This window comes from Escherichia sp. KTE31 (genome assembly GCF_000407925.1).
Taxonomy (GTDB): Bacteria; Pseudomonadota; Gammaproteobacteria; order Enterobacterales; family Enterobacteriaceae; genus Escherichia; species Escherichia ruysiae.
This window is the reverse complement of sequence record NZ_KE136723.1, coordinates 960,193-984,283: the sequence shown is the minus strand read 5'-3', so window position 1 is coordinate 984,283 and position 24,091 is coordinate 960,193. Positions and strand designations below refer to the sequence as shown.

The 24,091-nt window shown below is 48.2% G+C and carries 23 protein-coding genes, 3 tRNA genes and 1 pseudogene; 19 read left to right on the top strand and 8 right to left on the bottom strand.

Annotated elements, in window-relative coordinates:
- Positions 1-5: 5 nt before the first annotated feature.
- Both WES_RS22790 and WES_RS24550 read right to left on the bottom strand, forming a co-directional pair.
- Positions 6-3,977 carry an autotransporter outer membrane beta-barrel domain-containing protein gene (locus tag WES_RS22790; RefSeq protein WP_016158446.1) on the bottom strand — a complete coding sequence of 1,324 codons (3,972 nt, stop codon included), beginning with the start codon at positions 3,975-3,977 and terminating at the stop codon, positions 6-8.
- Between the two features lie 436 nt (positions 3,978-4,413).
- Positions 4,414-4,548: pseudogene (locus tag WES_RS24550) on the bottom strand (integrase); the annotation flags it as partial.
- Positions 4,549-4,787: 239 nt separating this feature from the next.
- Between WES_RS24550 and dcyD the strand changes: the two are divergent.
- The 4 genes from dcyD (at position 4,788) to sdiA (ending at position 8,159) form a co-directional block, all read left to right on the top strand.
- Complete coding sequence (dcyD, locus tag WES_RS08725; protein ID WP_016158443.1) at positions 4,788-5,774, top strand: D-cysteine desulfhydrase; 987 nt, start codon at positions 4,788-4,790, stop codon at positions 5,772-5,774.
- Positions 5,775-5,788: 14 nt separating this feature from the next.
- Complete coding sequence (tcyL, locus tag WES_RS08730; RefSeq protein ID WP_001158229.1) at positions 5,789-6,457, top strand: cystine ABC transporter permease; 669 nt, start codon at positions 5,789-5,791, stop codon at positions 6,455-6,457.
- The gene (gene tcyN / locus WES_RS08735; RefSeq protein ID WP_016158442.1) at positions 6,454-7,206 is read left to right on the top strand and encodes an L-cystine ABC transporter ATP-binding protein TcyN; all 753 of its coding nucleotides are present in this window, start codon (positions 6,454-6,456) and stop codon (positions 7,204-7,206) included. Before tcyL ends, tcyN begins: the two co-directional genes overlap by 4 nt.
- A gap of 230 nt (positions 7,207-7,436) precedes the next feature.
- Positions 7,437-8,159, top strand: a complete 723-nt coding sequence (sdiA, locus tag WES_RS08740; RefSeq protein WP_001154263.1) for a quorum-sensing transcriptional regulator SdiA — start codon at positions 7,437-7,439, stop codon at positions 8,157-8,159.
- A 66-nt stretch (positions 8,160-8,225) separates the two neighbouring features.
- Here sdiA and yecF read toward each other — a convergent pair whose 3' ends face one another.
- Together yecF and WES_RS24095 are read right to left on the bottom strand one after the other, a co-directional pair.
- Positions 8,226-8,450 carry a DUF2594 family protein YecF gene (gene yecF / locus WES_RS08745; RefSeq protein WP_000106474.1) on the bottom strand — a complete coding sequence of 75 codons (225 nt, stop codon included), beginning with the start codon at positions 8,448-8,450 and terminating at the stop codon, positions 8,226-8,228.
- Entirely contained in the window at positions 8,437-8,613 is a 177-nt protein-coding gene (locus WES_RS24095; RefSeq protein ID WP_032147866.1) for a hypothetical protein, read from the bottom strand. The genes yecF and WES_RS24095 overlap by 14 nt, the downstream gene beginning before the upstream one ends.
- A gap of 296 nt (positions 8,614-8,909) precedes the next feature.
- Here WES_RS24095 and uvrY point away from each other — a divergent pair, with 296 nt between their 5' ends.
- From uvrY to yecA, 7 genes are all read left to right on the top strand, one after another.
- Complete coding sequence (gene uvrY / locus WES_RS08750; protein WP_000611331.1) at positions 8,910-9,566, top strand: UvrY/SirA/GacA family response regulator transcription factor; 657 nt, start codon at positions 8,910-8,912, stop codon at positions 9,564-9,566.
- The gene (gene uvrC / locus WES_RS08755; protein ID WP_000116021.1) at positions 9,563-11,395 is read left to right on the top strand and encodes an excinuclease ABC subunit UvrC; all 1,833 of its coding nucleotides are present in this window, start codon (positions 9,563-9,565) and stop codon (positions 11,393-11,395) included. The genes uvrY and uvrC overlap by 4 nt, the downstream gene beginning before the upstream one ends.
- Before the next feature lie 56 nt (positions 11,396-11,451).
- A complete protein-coding gene (gene pgsA, locus WES_RS08760; RefSeq protein WP_001160187.1) occupies positions 11,452-12,000 on the top strand; it encodes a CDP-diacylglycerol--glycerol-3-phosphate 3-phosphatidyltransferase in 549 nt (182 codons plus the stop codon).
- A 151-nt stretch (positions 12,001-12,151) separates the two neighbouring features.
- Positions 12,152-12,227 (top strand) — tRNA-Gly (locus WES_RS08765).
- Between the two features lie 52 nt (positions 12,228-12,279).
- Positions 12,280-12,353 (top strand) — tRNA-Cys (locus WES_RS08770).
- 12 nt (positions 12,354-12,365) lie between these two features.
- Positions 12,366-12,452, top strand: a tRNA-Leu gene (locus WES_RS08775).
- A 194-nt stretch (positions 12,453-12,646) separates the two neighbouring features.
- Positions 12,647-13,312 carry a UPF0149 family protein YecA gene (gene yecA / locus WES_RS08780; protein WP_000847897.1) on the top strand — a complete coding sequence of 222 codons (666 nt, stop codon included), beginning with the start codon at positions 12,647-12,649 and terminating at the stop codon, positions 13,310-13,312.
- Between the two features lie 62 nt (positions 13,313-13,374).
- Here the strand turns inward: yecA and tyrP are convergent, their stop codons facing one another.
- Positions 13,375-14,586: a tyrosine transporter TyrP gene (gene tyrP / locus WES_RS08785; RefSeq protein WP_000797589.1), complete on the bottom strand. Its 1,212-nt coding sequence runs from the start codon at positions 14,584-14,586 to the stop codon at positions 13,375-13,377.
- Between the two features lie 190 nt (positions 14,587-14,776).
- On the opposite strand from tyrP, the gene WES_RS08790 reads away from it, so the two are divergent.
- Positions 14,777-15,016, top strand: a complete 240-nt coding sequence (locus WES_RS08790; protein WP_016158441.1) for a YecH family metal-binding protein — start codon at positions 14,777-14,779, stop codon at positions 15,014-15,016.
- A gap of 37 nt (positions 15,017-15,053) precedes the next feature.
- Here the strand turns inward: WES_RS08790 and ftnA are convergent, their stop codons facing one another.
- On the bottom strand, positions 15,054-15,551 hold the full coding sequence (ftnA, locus tag WES_RS08795; protein WP_000917207.1) for a non-heme ferritin: 498 nt from the start codon (positions 15,549-15,551) through the stop codon (positions 15,054-15,056).
- 177 nt (positions 15,552-15,728) lie between these two features.
- Positions 15,729-16,052 carry a YecR family lipoprotein gene (yecR, locus tag WES_RS08800; protein WP_000681530.1) on the bottom strand — a complete coding sequence of 108 codons (324 nt, stop codon included), beginning with the start codon at positions 16,050-16,052 and terminating at the stop codon, positions 15,729-15,731.
- 264 nt (positions 16,053-16,316) lie between these two features.
- Here yecR and azuC point away from each other — a divergent pair, with 264 nt between their 5' ends.
- Positions 16,317-16,403 (top strand): stress response protein AzuC, encoded by an 87-nt coding sequence (gene azuC / locus WES_RS23690; protein ID WP_077629254.1) that lies wholly within the window; start codon positions 16,317-16,319, stop codon positions 16,401-16,403.
- Positions 16,404-16,517: 114 nt separating this feature from the next.
- Positions 16,518-16,769: a DUF2766 family protein YecJ gene (gene yecJ / locus WES_RS08805; RefSeq protein ID WP_000082114.1), complete on the top strand. Its 252-nt coding sequence runs from the start codon at positions 16,518-16,520 to the stop codon at positions 16,767-16,769.
- 83 nt (positions 16,770-16,852) lie between these two features.
- On the opposite strand, the gene WES_RS08810 is transcribed toward yecJ, so the two are convergent.
- Entirely contained in the window at positions 16,853-17,356 is a 504-nt protein-coding gene (locus tag WES_RS08810) for a non-heme ferritin-like protein (protein ID WP_000246122.1), read from the bottom strand.
- Positions 17,357-18,145: 789 nt separating this feature from the next.
- On the opposite strand from WES_RS08810, the gene araF reads away from it, so the two are divergent.
- From araF to otsA, 5 genes are all read left to right on the top strand, one after another.
- The gene (gene araF, locus WES_RS08815) at positions 18,146-19,135 is read left to right on the top strand and encodes an arabinose ABC transporter substrate-binding protein AraF (RefSeq protein ID WP_000548667.1); all 990 of its coding nucleotides are present in this window, start codon (positions 18,146-18,148) and stop codon (positions 19,133-19,135) included.
- 73 nt (positions 19,136-19,208) lie between these two features.
- Positions 19,209-20,723: an arabinose ABC transporter ATP-binding protein AraG gene (gene araG / locus WES_RS08820; protein ID WP_016158440.1), complete on the top strand. Its 1,515-nt coding sequence runs from the start codon at positions 19,209-19,211 to the stop codon at positions 20,721-20,723.
- 14 nt (positions 20,724-20,737) lie between these two features.
- A complete protein-coding gene (araH, locus tag WES_RS08825) occupies positions 20,738-21,724 on the top strand; it encodes an arabinose ABC transporter permease AraH (RefSeq protein WP_010356944.1) in 987 nt (328 codons plus the stop codon).
- Positions 21,725-21,887: 163 nt separating this feature from the next.
- Positions 21,888-22,691 (top strand): trehalose-phosphatase, encoded by an 804-nt coding sequence (gene otsB, locus WES_RS08830; protein WP_000138761.1) that lies wholly within the window; start codon positions 21,888-21,890, stop codon positions 22,689-22,691.
- Positions 22,666-24,090, top strand: a complete 1,425-nt coding sequence (gene otsA / locus WES_RS08835) for an alpha,alpha-trehalose-phosphate synthase (RefSeq protein WP_016158439.1) — start codon at positions 22,666-22,668, stop codon at positions 24,088-24,090. Before otsB ends, otsA begins: the two co-directional genes overlap by 26 nt.
- Position 24,091 lies beyond the last annotated feature (1 nt).

Below are 24,091 nucleotides of genomic sequence, written 5' to 3'. Positions count from 1 at the left end.
CCGGTTCAGAATGTATACTTCACACCCAGCATGGCAGAGGCGTCGCTGTATCCCTCGTCACCGATCTGTACACCCACATTGCCCCACAGGTTCAGATGGTCATTTATCTGTCCCTCAACACCGGTTTTTACTTCTCCGATATTGCTGGCGCCGTCCTGATGTACCGTCACACCGTTCATGCAGGTGCCAAAATCACGGGTGTTGTGCAGCCAGTTCACCTCAACGAACGGACGGAACTCATGGGATTTGCCGCCGTTCATTCTGTTGTGCCCCTTAATCCAGGTTTTCACGCCCAGACGGGTACGGACGTTGCCATCACCGGTGCTTTCAACATGGGTACCATTGCGTTCGCGGTGCTCATCAGCTTTTACGCCCATCCAGATAACCTGAGCCTGAGGCTGGACATACCATTCGTTCAGACTGCCATGGCTGCCGGTAAACTCACCGGCTTTCCAGGCATAACCGGTTTCCAGTGAGGCTGTCAGACCTTTTGATTTCCAGGATTCCCCCGGCAGGCCGTCACCTTTCACATCGTTATCGAACCAACTGTACTGTGCCCAGCTATCCAGATAAGCCCCGCTATGTGTCTCATCATTAGCATACCAGGTGGCATACAGACCTGTGTTGTATCCTTTCAAACTGCCTTTTGAACTGTATCCGGTACGTACAGAATCTGTATTGTTATGGTCATTACCGTAACCAGCCATAACCCCCAGATGCCAGCGGTCAGAGCTGTTCCGGCTCCACTGAGCCAGGTCACCGCCCATCTGCAGGACGTAACGGTTACCCTGTGTTTTCAGTTGGCCTGTACCGTCACGCCAGCGGTTGTGTCCCCCTTCATGGTGCATCCACATGCTGGTTTCTTTCTGCTCACCGGTAATCACATCAGTGTAATGCATCGGCCCCTGGCGTTCATAAAGACGGGATACGAACATGGTGTTTGCTGCAGCAATGTTCGCTGTGTAGGAGCCAGCTTCCGGACGCAGGTCGTTGTCATGACCACCCGGAGCAGGTTCAGGGGCAGGGGGTTGCATTGCTTTCAGAGCGCGCAGCAGGAACGGAGTGTTTTTACCACTGGTCAGATACCAGTTATCACGGTTGCTTCCCTGACCACGTCCCAGCGTGTAGTCATAAGCCCCGGCAGCGATACGCCCGGCCTGAATAAATTCAGCACTATCAGCATTTCCGTCGACATGAATCAACTCAATACCGTTTAGTGTCTGTGCTCCGGTACCACCTGCATTTATAACAATCACACGTGTCTGACTGGAGGCATCGCCTCTGATTACAAGTTTGTCTGTTGCGGAGCTGTCATTTCCCAGAGCGGTGTTCATGAGCAGTATGCCATTGTTACCGGTATAGTTACCCCCGATCGTCAGTACATTACCCGGGGCATCGGCTCTCAGGTCAAGAGTACCGCTGTTGGTTACGTTCCCGGCGACACCACCAGAGCCGGAGAGTGTCCCCTGCTGAGAGATGGTGACCTGGCTGTTGGCAAGCATGACAGGTGCATCAGCCTTGCCCAGAATCAGTGTGCCGGCAGTGTTAACCGAGCCAGCTCCCAGTCCGTCAGTATTAAGCACCTTCACCATTGCCTTTTCTGCGATAGTGGTGGTGGCATTCAGGGCGCGGGTGGCACCAGTAATAGCGAACACGCCACCGCTGATGTTCAGGGAGCCAGAGCCGATGAGGGTACCTGCAGACAGGCCTCCACCTGCGAGGGTCAGATTACCGCCATTAATGTTCAGTATGGAACCTGCTGCGCTGTTCAGTTTACCTGCGGTCTGGCTGTGACCGTTCATGTCCAGCATGGTGTCGTCTGCCAGACGAATCTCGCTGGTCTGTCCCAGAGCACTGTTGCTGTTCATGCGAACATTGCCGCCACGGATGTCTGTTACACCCGTGTAAGTGTTTTTGGAAGACAGAATCAGTGTTCCTTCGCCGGCTTTGGTTAGCGTTTTTCCATCCCAGCCATGAGATAACTGAACAGCATTGTTATCTGCAAGTCGTACCTTCAGCTCTAACACCGCGCCTTTCCTCAGATCAAACGTGCCATATCCATTTCCTGAGGGGTCATTCCACTTCAGGGAAGAACTAACCTCTTTTACTGTCTGCCCGTTACCACTAAGTGATGTTAAAACATAGTCTTCGGCACCATCACTCAGTAGATTATTATGCTGATAAATATTATTTTCAGAGAGCCCTGTTATGCCGTTGGAGGTCGTCAACAAGCCGTACTCATTTTGCTTCCATATTGTCATGGCAGTATCAACATTAAGCACTGCACCGTTATTGAACTGTATACTGTTGGCAGTTAAATGACTGGAACCTGTACCCATATTCAGCGATGAATCTTTGTCAAATACCGAACTTCCGCTAAAAGTGACATCAGCTCCCGAAACGGAAACATGTGTACCTGTACCCGCACTCAGATTGCCTTTTATTTCAGAGCTGGCGGAGTCTTTATTTGTAATGGACAGAAAATTACCATCAGCATTATTTACAGCACTATTCAAAACAATATCACCTTGAATGGTCGAACCGGCGTAGAGATTCAACGAGTTAGTTCCACCATTCAAAGATATTGCGGTGTCACAATCTTGCCCTCTGTTACCAGATATCCCTCCAGCCCCGGAGAAGTTAGCGTTACCTTCCTGTCCTCCATTACCAGGAAAAATTCCGCCATGATTATTTATCGTAATATTACTCCCGGATATAGCGGTGCCACCATTACCTCCGTTGCCACCATCACCTCCGTCACCAGTATTTCCAGTATCATAACTTTCACCGGGACTACCTCCATCACCACCAGTACCGCCATTTCCGCCAATAATATTTCCATAATTATTTATTTCAATATTATTTCCAGATATGGCAATCCCACCGGTACCTCCAATTCCACCAGTACCACCAGTACCAGGGGTAGTTGAACCAGCGTGTTCATATTCATCTGTACCACCTCTACCACCTTCACCACCAGTGCCCCCCTGTCCGCCAGTTATATCTCCCGTATTATTTATCTTAATATTATTACCATATATAGCAGTCCCCCCAATACCACCATTACCACCGCTACTTCCATTAATATTCTGATCGGTAGTAAATTCGACACTACCTTCGCCACCGCGAGCACCATCCCCCCCCTGGCCACCTGTAATGTGATTATTATTTGTTATCTCCATATTATTTCCGGATATGGCCGTGCCTCCATTCCCTCCGTTGCCGGCAGAAGACCCCCATACCGCCCACCAGGCACCACTACTACCTTGCCCGGCAGTGATATTTCCGTTATTGCTTATTTGAAGATTATTGCCAGATATGGCAGTTCCACCAACAGCAGGAGTCCCAGTTAAACCACCGCTTTCATCGCCATAACCACTGGCTCCAGGCATTCCGCCATTGCCACCCGTAATGCTTCCGTTGTTTGTAATGGTAAGATCATCTCCGGAAATAGCGGTGCCCGCTTCACCTCCATCGCCTCCGCCATTACCATAACCTCCCCAACCACCCTTACCACCGGAAATATAACCAGAATTAACAAGAGTAAAATTATTTCCAGTAATGGCTGTACCGCCCTGGCCCCCTGCAGAGCCCATTTTAGTAACATCATCATCACCAGCCCATCCGCCTTCACCGCCACTAATGCTAGTACCGCTGTTAATTGTCAGGATATTTTCATTCTGTAACGAACCGGGTACAACATTAACAATGAGAGCATCTTCACCGGCCTCCCCATCATCATTATCCGGCCTGTCCTGCGAGGCATCAGCACCAATGATATTTTCAGATATTTCAGCAGGGTTTCCTTCAGAAAGAGTAACTTCCTTTTTAGCTCCCAAAGCAGGCTGAATGGCCAGAGTGGCAGATATAAGGCTGCATAGTAACGTTGTCTTCATTCCCTCTTGCGTTATGCCGAATGTTTTTCTGTTGTTTATATATACATTAAACTTTTCTTTTTTATTAATTTTGATTTTCACAAAAGCTCCAATTTTTTCTTTAAGAATGGTGGGTTAAATTTTTTGACTGTGTAAATGTCATTGGGAAATAATATGTATTATCTAATCATCATACAAATGCTCGATGCGAGCATTATTGCAAATAAACAGAAAAAATCTATCTCAAGCAATCAGGTTGATTTTTTTTGATGAGTAATTTGAAATTGTAATGTTTTCTGGATGTTAGTTTGTTTATTGATTAGTGTAATTTTAGATAGTGAGTGTTTCTCTGCTTCTTTTATAGGAAAAGTGTCTAAAAATATTCTCGGAGAATATAATATTCTTTTCCTAAAAATAGACTTAGGTATAAATAATAATTAATGCAGAGATAATGATTTTCATATTAATGAATGGGGGGATAACCAGACTTGAACAACCGAAAATGCCAGGAGAAGTTATCCCCGTAACCAGGGGACATCAGATGTTCTGCTTTATGGATATAAGCAGCCTTTACACCGTTACGTTCCTGATGATCCATCGGACATTCAACAGTATCACGGGACCACAAACCTGATTCTATTAATGCACTACATGCCATCACCCGGAATCCGTGACTACTACAGTTGCCAGACGCTCAACGAAAGACCGATAAAACGCCAGAGTATGAATCACCCGCAGAGCGGTTCAACCAGTGTGTTGCATCCATCGGGTGAAATCACAGCCAGAAACGTGTCAACGCTGTTCTGGACGGGGCATAATGACAAAAAAGGTACTTTAATTAGCGCCTTTTTTATTTAAGCGTTTTTTGCGTGCATAATAACAATATCACAACAACACACACCGGAGGCTTTTATGCCACTGCATAATTTAACTCGTTTCCCACGGCTGGAGTTTATCGGCGCACCAACGCCGCTCGAATATCTGCCGCGTCTTTCTGATTATCTTGGGCGGGAAATTTTCATTAAACGGGATGACGTCACACCAATGGCGATGGGTGGCAATAAATTACGCAAACTGGAGTTTCTCGCGGCAGACGCCCTGCGTGAAGGTGCCGACACTCTGATTACTGCCGGAGCGATTCAGTCTAACCACGTGCGCCAGACTGCCGCCGTCGCCGCAAAACTTGGGCTGCACTGTGTGGCGCTGCTGGAAAATCCTATCGGAACAGCCGCAGAAAACTATTTAACCAACGGCAATCGCTTGTTGTTGGATCTCTTCAATACCCAGATTGAAATGTGCGATGCGCTGACCGATCCCAATGCCCAACTGGAAGAGCTGGCAACGCGAGTCGAAGCGCAAGGGTTCCGTCCGTACGTCATTCCAGTTGGAGGTTCTAATGCTTTAGGCGCGCTGGGCTATGTGGAGAGCGCGCTGGAAATCGCGCAACAGTGTGAAGGGGCGGTTAATATTTCTTCGGTGGTGGTGGCGTCGGGCAGCGCCGGAACTCACGCTGGACTGGCAGTAGGACTGGAACAACTGATGCCAGAAAGCGAACTGATTGGCGTGACCGTGTCACGTTCCGTTGCTGACCAGTTGCCAAAAGTGGTTAACCTACAACAGTCAATCGCGAAAGAACTGGAACTGAGCGCATCAGCGGAAATTTTACTCTGGGATGACTATTTTGCGCCTGGCTACGGCGTGCCGAACGACGAAGGCATGGAAGCGGTGAAACTGTTGGCGCGGCTGGAAGGCATTCTGCTTGATCCTGTGTATACCGGAAAAGCGATGGCGGGGCTGATTGATGGCATCAGTCAGAAACGCTTCAAAGACGAAGGGCCGATTCTGTTTATTCATACTGGCGGCGCGCCTGCGCTGTTCGCCTATCATCCTCACGTCTAGCCCCGGAAACGCTCATGCAAGAAAGTATACAACTGGTTATTGATTCTTTGCCGTTCCTGCTTAAAGGGGCTGGGTATACGCTGCAACTCAGTATCGGCGGCATGTTTTTTGGCTTACTGCTGGGATTTATTCTCGCGCTGATGCGCCTGTCGCCGCTCTGGCCCGTGCGCTGGCTGGCGCGTTTTTACATTTCCATTTTTCGCGGTACGCCGCTCATCGCGCAACTGTTTATGATCTACTACGGCCTACCGCAGTTTGGCATTGAATTAGATCCGATTCCGTCGGCGATGATTGGTCTGTCACTGAACACCGCTGCCTATGCTGCCGAAACGCTGCGCGCCGCCATTTCATCTATTGATAAAGGTCAGTGGGAAGCAGCCGCCAGTATTGGCATGACGCCGTGGCAAACTATGCGTCGCGCAATTTTGCCGCAGGCGGCTCGGGTGGCACTGCCGCCACTGTCGAACAGCTTTATCAGCCTGGTAAAAGATACCTCGCTGGCAGCGACGATTCAGGTGCCGGAGCTGTTTCGTCAGGCGCAGTTGATTACCTCGCGCACGCTGGAAGTTTTCACCATGTATCTGGCGGCTTCGCTCATCTACTGGATTATGGCGACAGTGTTATCGACGCTACAGAACCATTTTGAGAATCAACTAAACCGCCAGGAGAGAGAGCCAAAATGAGTGCCATAGAAGTTAAAAACCTGGTGAAAAAATTCCACGGTCAGACGGTACTGCACGGTATCGATCTGGAGGTCAAAATCGGCGAAGTGGTGGCGATTATCGGCCCAAGTGGCTCCGGCAAAACCACGTTGCTACGCAGCATAAATTTGCTGGAACAACCGGAGGCGGGGAGCATCACCGTTGGCGATATCACTATTGATACTGCGCGTTCGTTAAGCCAGCAAAAATCGCTGATTCGCCAGTTGCGCCAGCATGTCGGATTTGTCTTTCAGAATTTTAATCTGTTTCCGCATCGCACAGTGCTGGAAAACATTATTGAAGGGCCGGTGATCGTTAAAGGCGAGCCGAAGGAAGAGGCCACGGCGCGCGCTCGCGAGCTGCTGGCAAAAGTTGGACTGGAAGGGAAAGAGACCAGCTATCCGCGTCGTTTGTCCGGCGGTCAACAGCAACGTGTGGCGATTGCGCGTGCGCTGGCGATGCGACCTGAAGTCATTCTGTTTGACGAACCTACTTCGGCGCTGGACCCGGAGCTGGTGGGTGAAGTCCTGAATACCATACGCCAGTTGGCACAGGAAAAGCGTACCATGGTGATTGTGACGCACGAAATGAGCTTTGCTCGTGACGTTGCTGACCGCGCGATCTTTATGGATCAAGGGCGGATAGTGGAGCAGGGCCCTGCAAAAACCTTATTTGCCGATCCTCAGCATCCCCGCACACGCCAGTTCCTTGAGAAGTTTCTGTTGCAATAAAATAAGAAAAAATCAGCCCCGGCAGCTTTTTAATCGGGGCGAAAATGTATTTCTGACTGCATAAATCGCTTAATAAATCAGCATAACTTATTAATAACATAAGAGAATGCTATGTCTTGCAAAAGTAATTCATTGTCTGAATAATATAAATTATATATAAATCTTATTTATGTGATAGTTTGAGTTATCAGTATAAATGATACTCACTCTCAGGGGCGTAGCGGTTAACTATGCAGGATACGGATTTTTTCAGCTGGCGTCGCACAATGTTGTTGCGTTTTCAGAGGATGGAGGCCGCAGAAGAGGTCTACCATGAAATAGAGCATCAGACTTACCAACTGGAGTACGATTTTTATTCATTATGTGTGCGTCACCCGGTGCCATTCACGCGACCGAAAGTGGCTTTCTACACCAATTATCCGGAGTCATGGGTCAGTTATTATCAAACCAACAACTTTCTCGCGATTGATCCGGTACTTAACCCTGAAAACTTCAGTCAGGGGCATTTATTGTGGAATGATGATTTATTCAACGAAGCACAGCCGCTATGGGAAGCCGCACGTGCGCATGGTTTACGCCGTGGCGTCACTCAGTATTTAATGCTGCCGAATCGTGCGCTGGGGTTTTTGTCTTTTTCCCGTAGCAGTACGCGTGAAATACCCATTCTTAGTGATGAACTGCAATTAAAAATGCAGCTATTGGTGCGTGAAAGTCTGATGGCGTTGATACGTTTAAATGATGAAATAGTGATGACGCCAGAGATGAATTTCAGCAAGCGGGAAAAAGAAATACTGAAATGGACCGCAGAAGGTAAAACGTCAGCAGAGATAGCGATGATCCTGTCAATCTCTGAGAATACTGTCAATTTCCATCAGAAAAATATGCAGAAAAAAATCAATGCACCGAATAAGACGCAGGTTGCCTGCTACGCAGCCGCAACTGGCTTAATATGATATCTATTACATTGGGCGTGCAAGATGCCAAACCGGCTGAAAGGTGAGCTTTCAGCCGGTTTTATATTACTGACGGTAGGCTTGTTTAATTTGCTTAACCGTTTTGGAAAATACCGCAGCCTGGGTTTCGTCTTCGATCAGCGCAAGCTGTTTTTCCATCTTTAACATCACGCGGCCCGCGTCAGCTTGTCCCATCGCCTGCAGCATCAGCGTCAGCATCGCTTTCAGGCAGGAGACTTCATTTGCCAGTTCTTGATTATTCTCGGCAGTAGAAAAATCAGGCGTACTCATTTATTTTCCTCGTCATGTTGCAATGAAAATTTGCGGTGAAAAATGTTAAGGCGGCGGAGTATACCATAAGCTTTGCTAAAAATAGCAGTGGTTGTTTTTTGCTCACGATATCAGCAATAGTAATAAAACAGGGAATATAACGCGTAATAAATATTTTTATCATGAATGTTTTTCGCACGTATTGTTCGGGTTAATTCATGTTACATATTCATGCCGCTGATTTTTCATTTATGCTGAATAAAGTCAATTTTTGTCACATTTCGGCGTTAGCCTTACTGCGAAACGAGCTGGCAAACCTTTGATGACGGACGTGACGATAACTCTGGACAATCGAATTTACAAAAACGAGAGAAAAATCGAATACCCACCATTTTTAACGTTTCAAAGTTGCAATAAAACCCGCTAATATACGAATGACTAACTATCAGTAGCGTTATCCCTATTTCTGGAGATATTCCTTTGATCAACGTTCTACTTGTTGATGACCACGAACTGGTGCGCGCAGGGATACGACGCATTCTGGAAGATATAAAGGGTATTAAAGTCGTCGGTGAGGCATCCTGCGGTGAAGACGCCGTTAAGTGGTGCCGGGCAAACACCGTTGACGTCGTGCTAATGGACATGAGTATGCCTGGCATTGGCGGTCTTGAGGCGACGCGTAAAATCGCTCGCTCAACAGCAGATGTCAAAATCATCATGCTTACGGTTCATACTGAAAACCCTTTACCAGCGAAAGTAATGCAGGCCGGTGCTGCGGGCTACCTCAGCAAAGGTGCGGCTCCGCAGGAAGTTGTGAGTGCGATTCGCTCTGTCTATTCAGGGCAGCGTTATATTGCTTCTGACATTGCTCAACAAATGGCATTAAGCCAGATCGAACCAGAAAAAACAGAAAGCCCATTTGCCAGTTTGTCTGAACGTGAATTGCAGATTATGCTGATGATTACCAAAGGCCAAAAGGTCAATGAGATCTCAGAACAGCTTAATCTCAGCCCGAAAACGGTGAACAGCTATCGCTACCGTATGTTCAGTAAATTAAACATTCATGGCGATGTTGAGCTGACTCACCTGGCAATTCGCCATGGTCTGTGTAATGCGGAGACATTAACAAGTCAGTGAGTGTTCAGTTTGACGCAAAAGCGTTTTTAAAAACCGTAACCAGCCAGCCGGGCGTCTATCGCATGTATGATGCTGGTGGTACGGTTATCTATGTCGGCAAAGCGAAAGACCTGAAAAAACGGCTTTCCAGCTATTTCCGTAGCAACCTCGCTTCGCGCAAAACCGAAGCGTTGGTTGCCCAGATCCAGCAAATTGATGTGACGGTTACCCATACCGAAACCGAAGCTCTGTTGCTGGAACACAACTACATCAAACTTTATCAGCCGCGTTACAACGTTCTGTTACGCGATGATAAATCTTATCCTTTTATTTTTCTTAGCGGCGATACCCATCCGCGTCTGGCTATGCATCGTGGTGCAAAGCACGCCAAAGGTGAATATTTCGGCCCGTTCCCAAATGGCTATGCGGTGCGTGAAACCCTGGCGCTGCTACAAAAGATTTTCCCGATTCGCCAGTGTGAAAATAGCGTTTATCGCAACCGCTCGCGTCCGTGTCTGCAATATCAGATAGGGCGCTGTCTGGGTCCGTGCGTTGAAGGACTGGTGAGTGAAGAAGAGTACGCCCAGCAGGTAGAGTATGTGCGCCTGTTTTTATCCGGCAAGGACGATCAGGTACTTACTCAACTGATTAGTCGCATGGAAACAGCCAGCCAGAATCTGGAGTTTGAAGAAGCGGCACGTATTCGCGACCAAATCCAGGCGGTGCGACGCGTAACCGAAAAACAGTTTGTCTCCAATACAGGTGATGACCTTGACGTTATTGGCGTCGCTTTCGATGCGGGCATGGCTTGTGTCCACGTCTTGTTTATTCGTCAGGGCAAGGTGCTTGGTAGCCGTAGTTATTTCCCTAAAGTACCTGGCGGTACGGAGCTGGGCGAAGTGGTGGAAACCTTTGTCGGTCAGTTCTATTTACAGGGCAGCCAGATGCGCACCTTGCCGGGTGAGATCCTGCTCGACTTTAATCTTAGCGATAAAACGCTGCTCGCCGATTCCCTTTCAGAACTGGCAGGGCGCAAGATTAACGTTCAGACTAAACCGCGTGGCGATCGGGCACGTTACCTGAAGCTGGCGCGCACCAATGCGGCGACAGCGTTAACCACCAAACTTTCGCAACAATCTACCGTTCACCAGCGTCTGACCGCGCTTGCCAGCGTGTTGAAATTGCCGGAAGTGAAGCGGATGGAGTGTTTTGACATCAGCCATACCATGGGTGAACAAACGGTCGCTTCGTGTGTGGTGTTCGATGCTAACGGCCCGCTGCGTGCAGAGTATCGGCGCTATAACATTACCGGCATTACGCCTGGTGATGATTATGCGGCAATGAATCAGGTGCTGCGTCGGCGTTACGGTAAAGCCATCGACGACAGTAAGATTCCGGACGTGATCCTGATTGATGGCGGCAAAGGCCAGCTTGCGCAGGCGAAAAATGTCTTCGCCGAGCTGGATGTCTCATGGGATAAAAACCATCCGCTGTTGCTTGGCGTGGCAAAAGGAGCCGATCGTAAGGCTGGGCTGGAAACGTTGTTCTTCGAACCTGAAGGTGAGGGCTTCAGTCTGCCGCCAGATTCACCGGCGCTGCATGTCATTCAGCATATCCGAGATGAATCACACGATCACGCGATTGGTGGGCATCGCAAAAAACGCGCAAAAGTCAAAAATACCAGCACGCTGGAAACCATCGAAGGCGTTGGACCAAAGCGTCGACAAATGTTGTTGAAATATATGGGCGGATTGCAAGGTTTACGTAACGCCAGCGTTGAGGAAATTGCAAAAGTGCCGGGTATTTCGCAAGGTCTGGCAGAAAAGATCTTCTGGTCGTTGAAACATTGATGTCTCTGTAGCAACATAGGGGTAATCTTACTGACAACAGATAGTTACCCGTCATTATGCAATTTAATATCCCTACGTTGCTCACACTGTTCCGTGTCATCCTTATCCCATTCTTTGTATTGGTCTTTTATCTGCCTGTCACCTGGTCGCCGTTTGCTGCCGCACTCATTTTCTGCGTTGCGGCGGTGACTGACTGGTTCGATGGTTTTCTGGCGCGTCGCTGGAATCAGAGTACCCGTTTTGGCGCTTTCCTTGATCCAGTAGCTGATAAAGTGCTGGTTGCCATTGCCATGGTGTTGGTAACTGAGCATTACCATAGCTGGTGGGTCACTTTGCCAGCGGCAACGATGATCGCCCGTGAAATTATCATTTCTGCTCTACGTGAGTGGATGGCTGAACTCGGTAAACGCAGCAGTGTGGCTGTCTCCTGGATTGGTAAAGTAAAAACGACCGCCCAAATGGTGGCGCTGGCCTGGCTGTTATGGCGTCCGAACATTTGGGTTGAGTATGCTGGTATTGCACTTTTCTTTGTGGCTGCGGTACTGACTCTGTGGTCTATGTTGCAATATTTGAGCGCAGCTCGCGCAGATTTGCTTGATCAGTGATCGTTTCGGCGCAAAATTCAGCAAACGATCAAAAGTGGTGAAAAATATCGTTGACTCATCGCGTCAGGTAAGTAGAATGCAACGCATCGAACGGCGGCACTGATTGCCAGACGATAATAAAATCAAGTGATTAGATGATTGCTTGATGAATGCGGGAATAGCTCAGTTGGTAGAGCACGACCTTGCCAAGGTCGGGGTCGCGAGTTCGAGTCTCGTTTCCCGCTCCAGTTAAAAGACATCGGCTTAAGCGGGTGTCTGGCTGAAAAGCCTGAAGAATTTGGCGCGTTAACAAAGCGGTTATGTAGCGGATTGCAAATCCGTCTAGTCCGGTTCGACTCCGGAACGCGCCTCCAATTTTTTCCCGAGCCCGGATGGTGGAATCGGTAGACACAAGGGATTTAAAATCCCTCGGCGTTCGCGCTGTGCGGGTTCAAGTCCCGCTCCGGGTACCATGGGAAAGATAAGAATAAAATCAAAGCAATAAGCAGTGTCGTGAAACCACCTTCGGGTGGTTTTTTTGTGTCTGCCACTTATCGTTATACCCCTCTTATTTTTAATCACCAGGTAATCCACTCAAAAAGTATCTCTATGCCAGAGCGACATGTAAGATAGACGCTGGCGAGTCGAGATCCACAAGGAAAAGCGTATGAAAACGGGACCGTTGAACGAAAGTGAGTTGGAATGGCTGGATGATATCCTGACCAAATACAACACAGACCACGCCATCCTTGATGTAGCTGAGCTGGACGGTTTATTGACGGCGGTGTTGAGTTCTCCGCAAGAAATTGAACCAGAACAGTGGTTGGTGGCCGTCTGGGGTGGGGCGGACTATGTACCGCGCTGGGCGTCAGAAAAAGAGATGACGCGCTTTATGAACCTGGCTTTTCAACATATGGCCGATACCGCAGAGCGTCTGAACGAATTTCCTGAACAGTTTGAGCCGTTATTTGGTCTGCGAGAGGTTGATGGTCGTGAGCTGACGATCGTTGAGGAGTGGTGCTTTGGCTATATGCGTGGCGTTGCCCTCTCTGACTGGTCGGCATTGCCGGAATCCTTAAAACCGGCGCTTGAGGCGATTGCGCTGCACGGTACGGAAGAAAACTTCGAGCGGGTAGAGAAGCTGTCACCGGAAGCGTTTGATGAGAGTGTGGATGCCATTCGACTGGCGGCACTTGATTTGCACGCTTACTGGATGGCTCATCAGCAGGAAAAGCCTGTTCAGCAACCGATAAAAGCAGAAGAAAAACCGGGTCGTAACGATCCTTGTCCGTGCGGTAGTGGTAAGAAATTTAAGCAGTGCTGCCTGCATTAAGAGGTCACATTGGGTGCCAGAGTTAATTCTGGCACCCAACAAGGATATGTGAGGCTATTTAATCACCCCACTTCTGGTAACCATCCTGCTGCAATCAAAAATTGCACTCCAATCACGCCAATACCACAGAGAAACACCAGTACCAGCGCCGGACGGCCGCCTTTAACCCGATAACCTGCTTGTGGATTATGCTTTCTGCTTTGCCAGGTCAGCAGGGAAGGGATAATCAATGCCAGTACAGCAAGCGCCACACCGGCGTAACCCAGCGCCATCACAAAGCCACGTGGGTAAAACAGAGCAAATGCCAGCGGTGGCAGAAAAGTAATTGCCCCGGTTTGCATTCTCCCGCCAACGCTATTTGAACGCTGAAACAGATCCGCAAGATAATCAAATAAGCCTAATGCTACGCCGAGGAAGGACGTTGCGAGGGCTAAGTCCGCAAATAAATGCACCGCCAGTTCGACATGCGGTGAGGCCACCACTTCGCGTAATGCCTGTAACAGCCCGTTGAGCCCGGCATGATTAGCCAGCAGTCCCATAAAAGTTGTTGAATCAATGCTGCCCAGCGTCGCCAGTTGCCAGAAGATATACGCCACCAGAGGGATCGCACTACCTGTAATAAATACCCAGCGCAGCTTGCGAATGTTGCCATCCATATAACTGACGATGCTCGGTACACTACCGTGGAAGCCAAATGACGTAAAAATTACCGGGATCGCAGACAACGCGAGTCCTTGTTGCAGCGGTAGAGTTAAAAGATTCACTTTATGAATATGCGGTAGCAGCAGTACCAGCATCACCACCAGAAAAATAATTTTGGCGCTAAACAGAAAGCGGTTAAATAAATCGACCAGCGACGTCCCGACACAAACCACACCACCGGCAACAAAAGTGAACAACAACACGCCAGCGGTTGCCGACACTGGAATACCGGTCCAGTCACTGATGCTGGAGGCAAGTAATTCACCGGCACCGCTAATGTACGCCGCTGTCAGGGCGTACATTAAAAACATCATACTGAAGCCAGTGAGCCACTGCCCATAACGCCCCAGATAGCGTTTTGCCAGCGTGCCCAGACCGGTATCTGCGGGGACATGCTGATACACCTCCAGCAATAGCAGTGCGGTGTAACACATCAATGCCCACAGACCAACTAACAATGTCAATGTGACACTAAAACCGACGCCTGCTGCCGCCAGTGGCATTGCCAACATACCCGCGCCAATTGTGGTTCCTGCCACGATAAAAACACTTCCCAGAGTTCTGTTTTTCACGCTTTCTTCTGTCCTGACGATCTTTATGAGAGATATCTGCGGCGCAGGTTAAGGCATTCTACATTTCTCGTCAAATCGACGTTACATTTACTGTAAACAAAAATGTACAATAAAATGCATTCGGAACTGCGCTGGCGCAAAGCCTTGATGAGCGGATATCGCTACGCTATGCCCTTTTTGAGGAGGAACGATGGACTCTATTCACGGTCATGAAGTGTTAAATATGATGATTGAATCAGGCGAGCAATATACGCACGCCAGTCTGGAAGCGGCGATCAAAGCGCGTTTTGGTGAACAGGCGCGTTTTCATACCTGCTCGGCAGAAGGGATGACAGCGGGAGAGCTGGTGGCGTTTCTGGCGGCGAAAGGTAAATTTATTCCCGGCGAAGAAGGGGTCTCAACCGATACAAGTAAAATTTGTCGCCACTGATATGAAACGGCGGCAGTAAATCTGCCGCCAGAGTAGATTAGTTTTGCGCGTCGAGGGTAGAAAGTTCTTTATCGATGAAATAAAGACCTTCGCCGCTTTTACCAGCCAGACTTAATTTATCAATAATCGATTTGAACAATTTCTCTTCTTCATGCTGCTCAGAAACATACCATTGCAGGAAATTAAACGTTGGGTAATCCTGGTTGGTCATGGCGGCGTGAGCCAGTTCATTAATTTTCTGCGTGATTAATTGTTCATGCTTATAGGTTTCCTGGAATAATTCATCAAGTGAAGAATATTCAGCAAACGGGGATTCAACGGTATTAATACGCGGTAAGTTTCCGGTATCGGTCAGATAATCAAACAGACGCTGCATATGCGTCATCTCTTCCTGGGCGTGGCGGCGCAGAAATGCAGCCGCACCTTCAAAGGTATGATAGCTGCACCAGGCGCTCATTTGCTGATAAAGCAGTGAAGAGTACAGTTCCAGGTTCATCTGCTCATTGAGTTTTTCAATCATTTCTGGTTTCAGCATGATAGTGCTCCATAAAGGTTATTTTTGTTGCTGTGGCGCCACTATAATTTGTTATTTTATTATTTGCAAAAGGTAAAATATTAAATTCAATTATTAAAAATACGAATGGCAATAAAACGCATTAACGCTATTCGTGGAATTAATTAACCAGCGAAGCATCCCTCGCTGATTAAGGCTTTATTGATAAGTCGAGGGCATTAAATTTTGGCACTGATACGACAACGTAAATTCCGTATTCAGACATAACGCCCCCGCAAACAGACTACAGTTACTTACAGGTTGCCCAAACGCAATGGCGCGGGTAAACCCTGCGTGCTGACATGCGCGTTCCGCTATTCTTTGATTAAGATAGCTGTCAGTACGGGCGTGTTGTAAAAACGCCTGGTCATAAACGAGGCGTACAATACCGCTCGTGACATTAACCTCGCTCAATTGAGCCTGACGAGTTACGGTGCAGCCCGCTAATGTTAAAAGCGAAAAAACAATTATCAGATGTTTCATGTCACGGCCTGAAAAGGGAGAAGAAACAGGTATTGTACCTGCGTGCAGGATCAGGTTATGGACAGAAAAGACGACGGATCGGCGCTATTCCTTGCTTTTCCCAGAAGTCAGATGCTTTATGGTGACTTTGTGGGTTATCAATTTCATAACATTAAAGGGATATTTGTGTGATGTAAATCACATAAAGATTGATTTTTGTGATGGATGTCATATTATAAGCGTAAAGACGATAACACCTGCATAACAAATGGTCGGAGTACCTCAATGAAACTGCGCAAAATCCTGAAAAGCATGTTCGATAACTATTGCAAGACGTTCAAAGACGTACCGCCAGGCAATATGTTCAGATAACAAAAAACCTGCTTCGGCAGGTTTTTTTGTGCCCTGGTGATGGCGGATGTGACTATCGCTGTGGAGGGGAAGCCGCTACTATAGCGGCTTTCAAAATGCTATCAGGAGTTTACAATGTCCCAGCCGCTGAATGCCGATCAGGAACTGGTCTCTGATGTTGTCGCTTGCCAGTTGGTAATCAAACAAATTCTCGACGTACTCGATGTGATCGCACCTGTTGAGTTGCGTGAAAAAATGTCCAGCCAGTTGAAGAATATCGATTTTACTAACCATCCCGCCGCAGCCGATCCGGTAACGATGCGCGCTATCCAAAAAGCCATCGCGCTGATTGAACTGAAATTTACTCCGCAAGGTGAATCCCATTAAAAAAACCGCTGCTTCAAAGTATGAAGCAGCGGTTTTCTCAAAATTATTTGTATCCGGCGCATGTTTTAAAGCGCCGAACATGATTAATGTATCTGATGCGACACGACATTAAGCACATGCTGGTCGGTCTGGACAGGGCACATACCGGCAAGTTTCGCGCTGCGCACTTCATCAAGAATGGTTTGCAACAACAGGCCATCGTGCTGCTGTTCTTTTTCCAGATCGCGCAGGAAATCGACGGTAGAATCATCATTCAATTCTTTAGCTTCATCGGCTAATTGTGACAGCTTGCTTGAACGCTGTTCATATTCTTCCATCGTTTTTTGGAAGAGTTCTTCCAGAGAGTTAAGCTTTTCTCCTGGTACATCGATAGCTTTAACGATGGGAGTTGCTCCGATACTTTTCATAAAATTAAACATGCGCATCATTTGCGTCACGTTACTTTGTGCCTGGGCGCGAAGGAAAGTAGCGGTGCCATTCAGACTTTGTTCAGAACACCATTTGCTCAGGTGAAGGTAGAGATTGGATGCGTAAAACTCGCGGTTCATTTGGGTGTTGAGTTTGAGAAGCATTCCAGTGGTTGCCATACCTAATATCCTTATATCCAGAAGACGTGAGGTGCAAGATGAATCAAAACACCGTAATTACTGCTTGCAGAATAATTCCTTTCTGCATGTCCAAAATGTGATCGTGGAGTCAATTCTGACGATGATCTGAAATAAGCATAACGTCTGAACTGATATAAGAAAATCCTTAAATCACCGGATTTATATTTTTTTACATTTCATTGGTGAGATCAATTAGTTTGCAATAATTCCTAATGCGTCATATCGATGTATTTCATTGATATTAAAATAAATTATTAATAACATGATGATGTTTTGATATTTTAAGGTGTTTTTTCGATTATGCGATAATGCTCTCGTTATAGCGTTACCTTTAATTAATAAATGAGGTGATAATTAATATGGAAATTGATTGGTGCAAGGTTTAGAGACTTCTTTCTCCTTTCACTATTCAGCGCAAATGAACAACCTCTTGCCCGGTAATAATTAGATTAAAAAAGACACTCCCTGCCTCTCAAAGCACACCACAAGGATTTCCAGGCTAATGTCATGGATTATTCTGCTAATGCTTTTTTGATTTGTCAGACAATTACCGATTCCAGTATGTCATTTCTCGCTGAATTTATGCACGTTCTCACTGTAATTCTGCTATGTGATATTGCTCTCCTATGGAGAATTAATTTCTCGCTAAAACTATGCCAACACAGTCAATTATCTTTTCGATAAAGGTAATGCTTTGTTTTCCGATTGAATTAACAAAAGTTCTTAGTTTTTGCCCTACACAAAATGACGCTAAAGCTGGAGATAACCATGCACAAATTTACTAAAGCTCTTGCAGCCATTGGTCTGGCTGCCGTTATGTCACAATCCGCTATGGCGGAAAACCTGAAACTCGGTTTCCTGGTAAAGCAACCAGAAGAGCCGTGGTTCCAGACCGAATGGAAGTTTGCCGATAAAGCCGGGAAAGATTTAGGGTTTGACGTTATTAAGATTGCCGTGCCGGATGGCGAAAAGACGTTGAACGCCATCGACAGTCTGGCTGCCAGCGGTGCGAAAGGGTTTGTCATTTGTACGCCAGACCCGAAACTGGGTTCCGCAATTGTGGCGAAAGCACGTGGCTATGGTATGAAAGTGATTGCCGTGGATGACCAGTTTGTAAATGCCAAAGGTAAGCCGATGGATACCGTGCCGCTGGTGATGATGGCGGCGACCAAAATTGGTGAGCGTCAGGGCCAGGAACTGTATAAAGAGATGCAGAAACGTGGTTGGGACGTAAAAGAAAGTGCCGTAATGGCGATTACTGCCAACGAACTGGATACCGCTCGTCGCCGTACCACGGGGTCTATGGACGCGCTGAAAGCCGCCGGATTCCCGGAAAAACAAATTTATCAGGTTCCCACCAAATCTAACGACATCCCAGGGGCATTTGACGCCGCCAACTCCATGCTGGTTCAGCATCCTGAAGTTAAACACTGGTTGATTGTCGGGATGAATGACAGCACCGTGCTGGGCGGTGTACGTGCAACGGAAGGTCAGGGCTTTAAAGCGGCGGACATCATTGGTATTGGTATCAATGGGGTGGATGCGGTGAGCGAGCTGTCAAAAGCGCAGGCTACCGGTTTCTACGGTTCACTCCTGCCAAGCCCGGACGTACATGGCTATAAATCCAGCGAAATGCTCTACAACTGGGTAGCGAAAGACGTAGAACCACCAAAATTCACTGAAGTTACCGATGTAGTTCTGATTACGCGCGACAACTTTAAAGAAGAACTGGAGAAAAAGGGTTTAGGCGGTAAGTAATCTGCCGTAAAAATTCCCCTCTGCCTTTATTGTGCAGAGGGGGTGTGAAAGACCAGTGATTCACGGAGACGTTATGCAACAGTCTACCCCGTATCTCTCATTTCGCGGCATTGGTAAAACTTTCCCCGGCGTTAAGGCGTTGACGGATATCAGTTTTGACTGCTATGCCGGTCAGGTTCATGCGTTGATGGGTGAAAATGGCGCAGGAAAATCAACACTCTTAAAAATCCTTAGTGGAAACTATGCGCCAAGCACGGGTTCTGTAGTGATTAATGGACAAGAAATGTCCTTTTCCGACACGACCGCTGCGCTTAACGCGGGTGTGGCGATTATTTACCAGGAACTGCATCTCGTGCCGGAAATGACCGTCGCGGAAAATATTTATCTCGGCCAGCTTCCCCATAAAGGCGGCATTGTGAATCGTTCACTGCTGAATTATGAAGCAGGTTTACAACTCAAACATCTGGGTATGGATATTGACCCGGCTACGCCGCTGAAATATCTCTCCATTGGTCAGTGGCAGATGGTTGAAATTGCCAAAGCTCTGGCGCGTAACGCCAAAATTATCGCCTTTGATGAGCCAACCAGCTCCCTGTCTGCCCGTGAAATCGACAATCTTTTCCGCGTTATTCGTGAACTGCGAAAAGAGGGGCGGGTGATCTTATACGTTTCTCACCGTATGGAAGAAATATTTGCCCTCAGCGATGCCATCACCGTCTTTAAAGATGGGCGTTATGTCAAAACCTTTACCGATATGCAGCAGGTTGACCACGACGCACTGGTACAGGCGATGGTTGGTCGTGATATCGGCGATATCTACGGCTGGCAACCGCGTAGTTATGGTGAGGAGCGATTGCGTCTGGATGCCGTGAAGGCGCCTGGTGTACGTACTCCAATAAGCCTGACCGTTCGCAGTGGTGAAATCGTTGGTCTGTTTGGTCTGGTGGGGGCAGGACGCAGCGAATTAATGAAAGGCATGTTTGGTGGGACGCAAATCACCGCCGGTCAGGTTTATATCGACCAAAAGCCAATCGATATCCGTAAACCAGGCCACGCCATTGCGGCTGGCATGATGCTCTGTCCAGAAGATCGTAAAGCGGAAGGCATTATTCCGGTGCATTCCGTCCGTGACAATATCAACATCAGCGCCCGTCGCAAGCATGTTCTCGGCGGTTGCGTGATCAATAACGGCTGGGAAGCAAATAATGCTGATCACCATATTCGTTCGCTCAATATCAAAACGCCAGGAGCAGAGCAATTAATCATGAATCTCTCCGGTGGTAATCAGCAAAAAGCCATTCTGGGACGCTGGTTATCGGAAGATATGAAAGTCATTTTGCTGGATGAACCTACGCGCGGTATTGATGTGGGAGCCAAGCACGAAATATATAACGTGATTTATGCGCTGGCGGCGCAGGGGGTGGCGGTGCTGTTTGCCTCCAGCGATCTGCCCGAAGTCCTCGGCGTCGCCGACCGTATTGTCGTCATGCGTGAAGGTGAAATCGCTGGTGAATTGCTACACGAGCAGGCAGATGAGCGTCAGGCACTAAGCCTTGCTATGCCTAAAGTCAGTCAGGCAGTTGCCTGAGTAAGGAGAGTATGATGTCTTCTGTTTCTACATCGGGTTCTGGCGCACCTAAGTCGTCATTCAGCTTCGGCCGTATCTGGGATCAGTACGGTATGCTGGTGGTGTTTGCGGTGCTGTTTATTGCCTGTGCCATTTTTGTCCCGAACTTTGCCACCTTCATTAATATGAAAGGGCTGGGGCTGGCAATCTCCATGTCGGGGATGGTGGCGTGCGGTATGTTGTTCTGTCTCGCGTCGGGTGACTTTGACCTTTCTGTTGCTTCGGTCATTGCCTGTGCAGGTGTCACTACGGCGGTGGTTATCAATCTGACCGAAAGCCTGTGGATAGGCGTGGCGGCAGGTTTGCTGCTGGGCGTCCTCTGCGGTCTGGTGAATGGCTTTGTTATCGCTAAACTTAAAATTAACGCCTTGATTACCACGCTGGCGACGATGCAGATTGTCCGTGGTCTGGCGTATATCATCTCTGACGGTAAAGCGGTCGGTATCGAAGATGAAAGTTTCTTTGCTCTCGGTTATGCCAACTGGTTCGGCCTGCCTGCGCCAATCTGGCTCACTGTCGCTTGCCTGATAATCTTTGGCTTGCTGCTGAACAAAACTACCTTTGGTCGTAATACGCTGGCGATTGGCGGTAACGAAGAGGCCGCGCGTCTGGCGGGTGTACCTGTTGTCCGCACCAAAATCATTATCTTCGTTCTCTCTGGTCTGGTATCGGCGATTGCCGGGATTGTTCTGGCTTCGCGCATGACCAGCGGTCAGCCGATGACCTCGATTGGCTATGAGTTGATTGTTATCTCAGCCTGCGTTTTAGGTGGCGTTTCTCTGAAAGGTGGCATCGGAAAAATCTCATATGTGGTGGCGGGTATCTTAATTTTAGGTACTGTAGAAAATGCTATGAACCTGCTCAATATTTCTCCTTTCGCGCAGTACGTGGTTCGTGGCTTAATCCTGCTGGCGGCGGTGATCTTCGACCGTTACAAGCAAAAAGCGAAACGCACTGTCTGATGCTTTTTTTCGCAACAATTTAGCTCTTTTTTCCATCACAGCCAGCCGCCACAACGGCTGGCTGTTCTTTTTTGCAAATGGCGAGCTACGTCACACTGTCTATACTTACATGTCTGTAAAGCGCGTTCTGCGCGAACTATAAAAAGATAAGGAGGAGTACCGGGTGACAGAACCGTTAACCGAACCCCCTGAACTATCCGCGAAATATGCCTGGTTTTTTGATCTCGATGGAACGCTGGCGGAAATTAAACCGCATCCCGATCAGGTCGTCGTGCCTGACAATATTCTGCAAGGACTTCAGCTACTGGCAACCGCAAGTGATGGTGCATTGGCATTGATATCAGGGCGCTCAATGGTCGAGCTTGACGCACTGGCAAAACCTTATCGCTTCCCGTTAGCGGGCGTGCATGGGGCGGAGCGCCGTGACATCAATGGTAAAACGCATATCGTTCACCTGCCGGATGCGATTGCCCGCGATATTAGCGTTCAACTGCATACGGCAATCAGCCACTATCCCGGTGCGGAACTTGAGGCCAAAGGGATGGCGTTTGCGCTGCATTATCGTCAGGCGCCGCAGCACGAAGACGCCTTATTGACATTAGCGCAACGCATTACCCAGATTTGGCCGCAAATGGCATTACAGCAGGGAAAGTGTGTCGTCGAGATTAAACCAGGAAACACCAGTAAAGGGGAGGCGATTGCAGCCTTTATGCAGGAAGCTCCCTTTGTCGGCCGTAAGCCCGTTTTTCTGGGCGATGATTTAACCGATGAATCTGGCTTCGCGGTCGTTAACCGACTGGGTGGAATGTCAGTGAAAATTGGCACCGGAGCGACTCAGGCATCATGGCGGCTGGCGGGCGTGCCGGATGTCTGGAGCTGGCTTGAAATGATAACCAACGCATTACAACAACAAAAAAGAGAAAATAACAGGAGTGATGACTATGAGTCGTTTAGTCGTAGTATCTAACCGGATTGCACCACCAGACGAGCACGCCGCCAGTGCCGGTGGCCTTGCTATCGGCATACTGGGGGCACTGAAAGCCGCAGGTGGACTGTGGTTTGGTTGGAGTGGCGAAACAGGGAATGAGGATCAGCCGCTAAAAAAGGTGAAAAAAGGAAATATTACCTGGGCCTCTTTTAACCTCAGCGAACAGGATCTCGACGAATACTACAACCAATTCTCTAATGCCGTTCTCTGGCCTGCATTTCATTATCGACTCGATCTGGTACAATTTCAGCGTCCTGCCTGGGACGGCTATCTACGCGTAAATGCGTTACTGGCAGATAAATTACTGCCGCTGCTGGAAGACGATGACATTATCTGGGTTCACGATTATCACCTGTTGCCATTTGCGCATGAATTACGCAAACGTGGGGTGAATAATCGCATTGGTTTCTTCCTGCATATTCCTTTCCCGACGCCGGAAATCTTCAATGCGCTACCGACGTATGACACCTTGCTTGAACAGCTTTGTGATTATGATTTGCTGGGTTTCCAGACAGAGAACGATCGTCTGGCGTTCCTGGATTGCCTTTCTAACCTGACCCGTGTTACGACGCGTAGCTCAAAAAGCCATACGGCCTGGGGCAAAACGTTTCGAACCGAAGTTTACCCCATTGGCATTGAACCAGATGAGATTGCCAAACAGGCTGCCGGACCACTGCCGGCAAAACTGGCGCAACTAAAAGCGGAACTGAAAAACGTACAGAATATCTTTTCTGTCGAACGACTGGATTATTCCAAAGGTTTGCCGGAGCGTTTTCTCGCCTATGAAGCGTTGCTGGAAAAATATCCGCAACATCACGGTAAAATTCGCTATACCCAGATTGCGCCAACGTCGCGTGGTGATGTGCAAGCGTATCAGGATATTCGTCATCAGTTGGAAAATGAAGCCGGGAGAATTAACGGCAAATATGGTCAATTAGGCTGGACGCCGCTTTATTATCTGAATCAGCATTTTGATCGTAAATTACTGATGAAAATCTTCCGCTATTCCGATGTTGGATTAGTGACGCCGCTGCGCGACGGAATGAACCTGGTCGCGAAAGAGTATGTTGCCGCACAAGATCCTGCCAATCCGGGCGTACTGGTACTTTCGCAATTTGCCGGGGCGGCAAACGAACTGACGTCGGCGTTAATTGTAAACCCATACGATCGTGATGAAGTTGCGGCGGCGCTCAATCGGGCGTTGACGATGTCGCTGGCGGAACGTATTTCCCGCCATGCAGAAATGCTGGAAGTTATTGTGAAAAACGACATTAATCACTGGCAGGAGTATTTTATTCGCGACCTAAAGCAGATAGTTCCGCGAAGCGCGGAAAGTCAGCAGCGCGATAAAGTTGCCACCTTTCCGAAACTGGCGTAAT

Excerpts from the sequence above, each read along its gene's own strand:
- dcyD (WP_016158443.1), top strand. The coding sequence starts at position 4,788 with ATGCCACTGCATAATTTAACTCGTTTCCCACGGCTGGAGTTTATCGGC.
- tcyL (WP_001158229.1), top strand. The coding sequence starts at position 5,789 with ATGCAAGAAAGTATACAACTGGTTATTGATTCTTTGCCGTTCCTGCTT.
- tcyN (WP_016158442.1), top strand. The coding sequence starts at position 6,454 with ATGAGTGCCATAGAAGTTAAAAACCTGGTGAAAAAATTCCACGGTCAG.
- sdiA (WP_001154263.1), top strand. The coding sequence starts at position 7,437 with ATGCAGGATACGGATTTTTTCAGCTGGCGTCGCACAATGTTGTTGCGT.
- yecF (WP_000106474.1), bottom strand. The coding sequence starts at position 8,450 with ATGAGTACGCCTGATTTTTCTACTGCCGAGAATAATCAAGAACTGGCA.
- WES_RS24095 (WP_032147866.1), bottom strand. The coding sequence starts at position 8,613 with ATGATAAAAATATTTATTACGCGTTATATTCCCTGTTTTATTACTATT.
- pgsA (WP_001160187.1), top strand. The coding sequence starts at position 11,452 with ATGCAATTTAATATCCCTACGTTGCTCACACTGTTCCGTGTCATCCTT.
- yecA (WP_000847897.1), top strand. The coding sequence starts at position 12,647 with ATGAAAACGGGACCGTTGAACGAAAGTGAGTTGGAATGGCTGGATGAT.
- WES_RS08790 (WP_016158441.1), top strand. The coding sequence starts at position 14,777 with ATGGACTCTATTCACGGTCATGAAGTGTTAAATATGATGATTGAATCA.
- ftnA (WP_000917207.1), bottom strand. The coding sequence starts at position 15,551 with ATGCTGAAACCAGAAATGATTGAAAAACTCAATGAGCAGATGAACCTG.
- yecR (WP_000681530.1), bottom strand. The coding sequence starts at position 16,052 with ATGAAACATCTGATAATTGTTTTTTCGCTTTTAACATTAGCGGGCTGC.
- azuC (WP_077629254.1), top strand. The coding sequence starts at position 16,317 with ATGAAACTGCGCAAAATCCTGAAAAGCATGTTCGATAACTATTGCAAG.
- yecJ (WP_000082114.1), top strand. The coding sequence starts at position 16,518 with ATGTCCCAGCCGCTGAATGCCGATCAGGAACTGGTCTCTGATGTTGTC.
- WES_RS08810 (WP_000246122.1), bottom strand. The coding sequence starts at position 17,356 with ATGGCAACCACTGGAATGCTTCTCAAACTCAACACCCAAATGAACCGC.
- araF (WP_000548667.1), top strand. The coding sequence starts at position 18,146 with ATGCACAAATTTACTAAAGCTCTTGCAGCCATTGGTCTGGCTGCCGTT.
- araG (WP_016158440.1), top strand. The coding sequence starts at position 19,209 with ATGCAACAGTCTACCCCGTATCTCTCATTTCGCGGCATTGGTAAAACT.
- araH (WP_010356944.1), top strand. The coding sequence starts at position 20,738 with ATGTCTTCTGTTTCTACATCGGGTTCTGGCGCACCTAAGTCGTCATTC.
- otsA (WP_016158439.1), top strand. The coding sequence starts at position 22,666 with ATGAGTCGTTTAGTCGTAGTATCTAACCGGATTGCACCACCAGACGAG.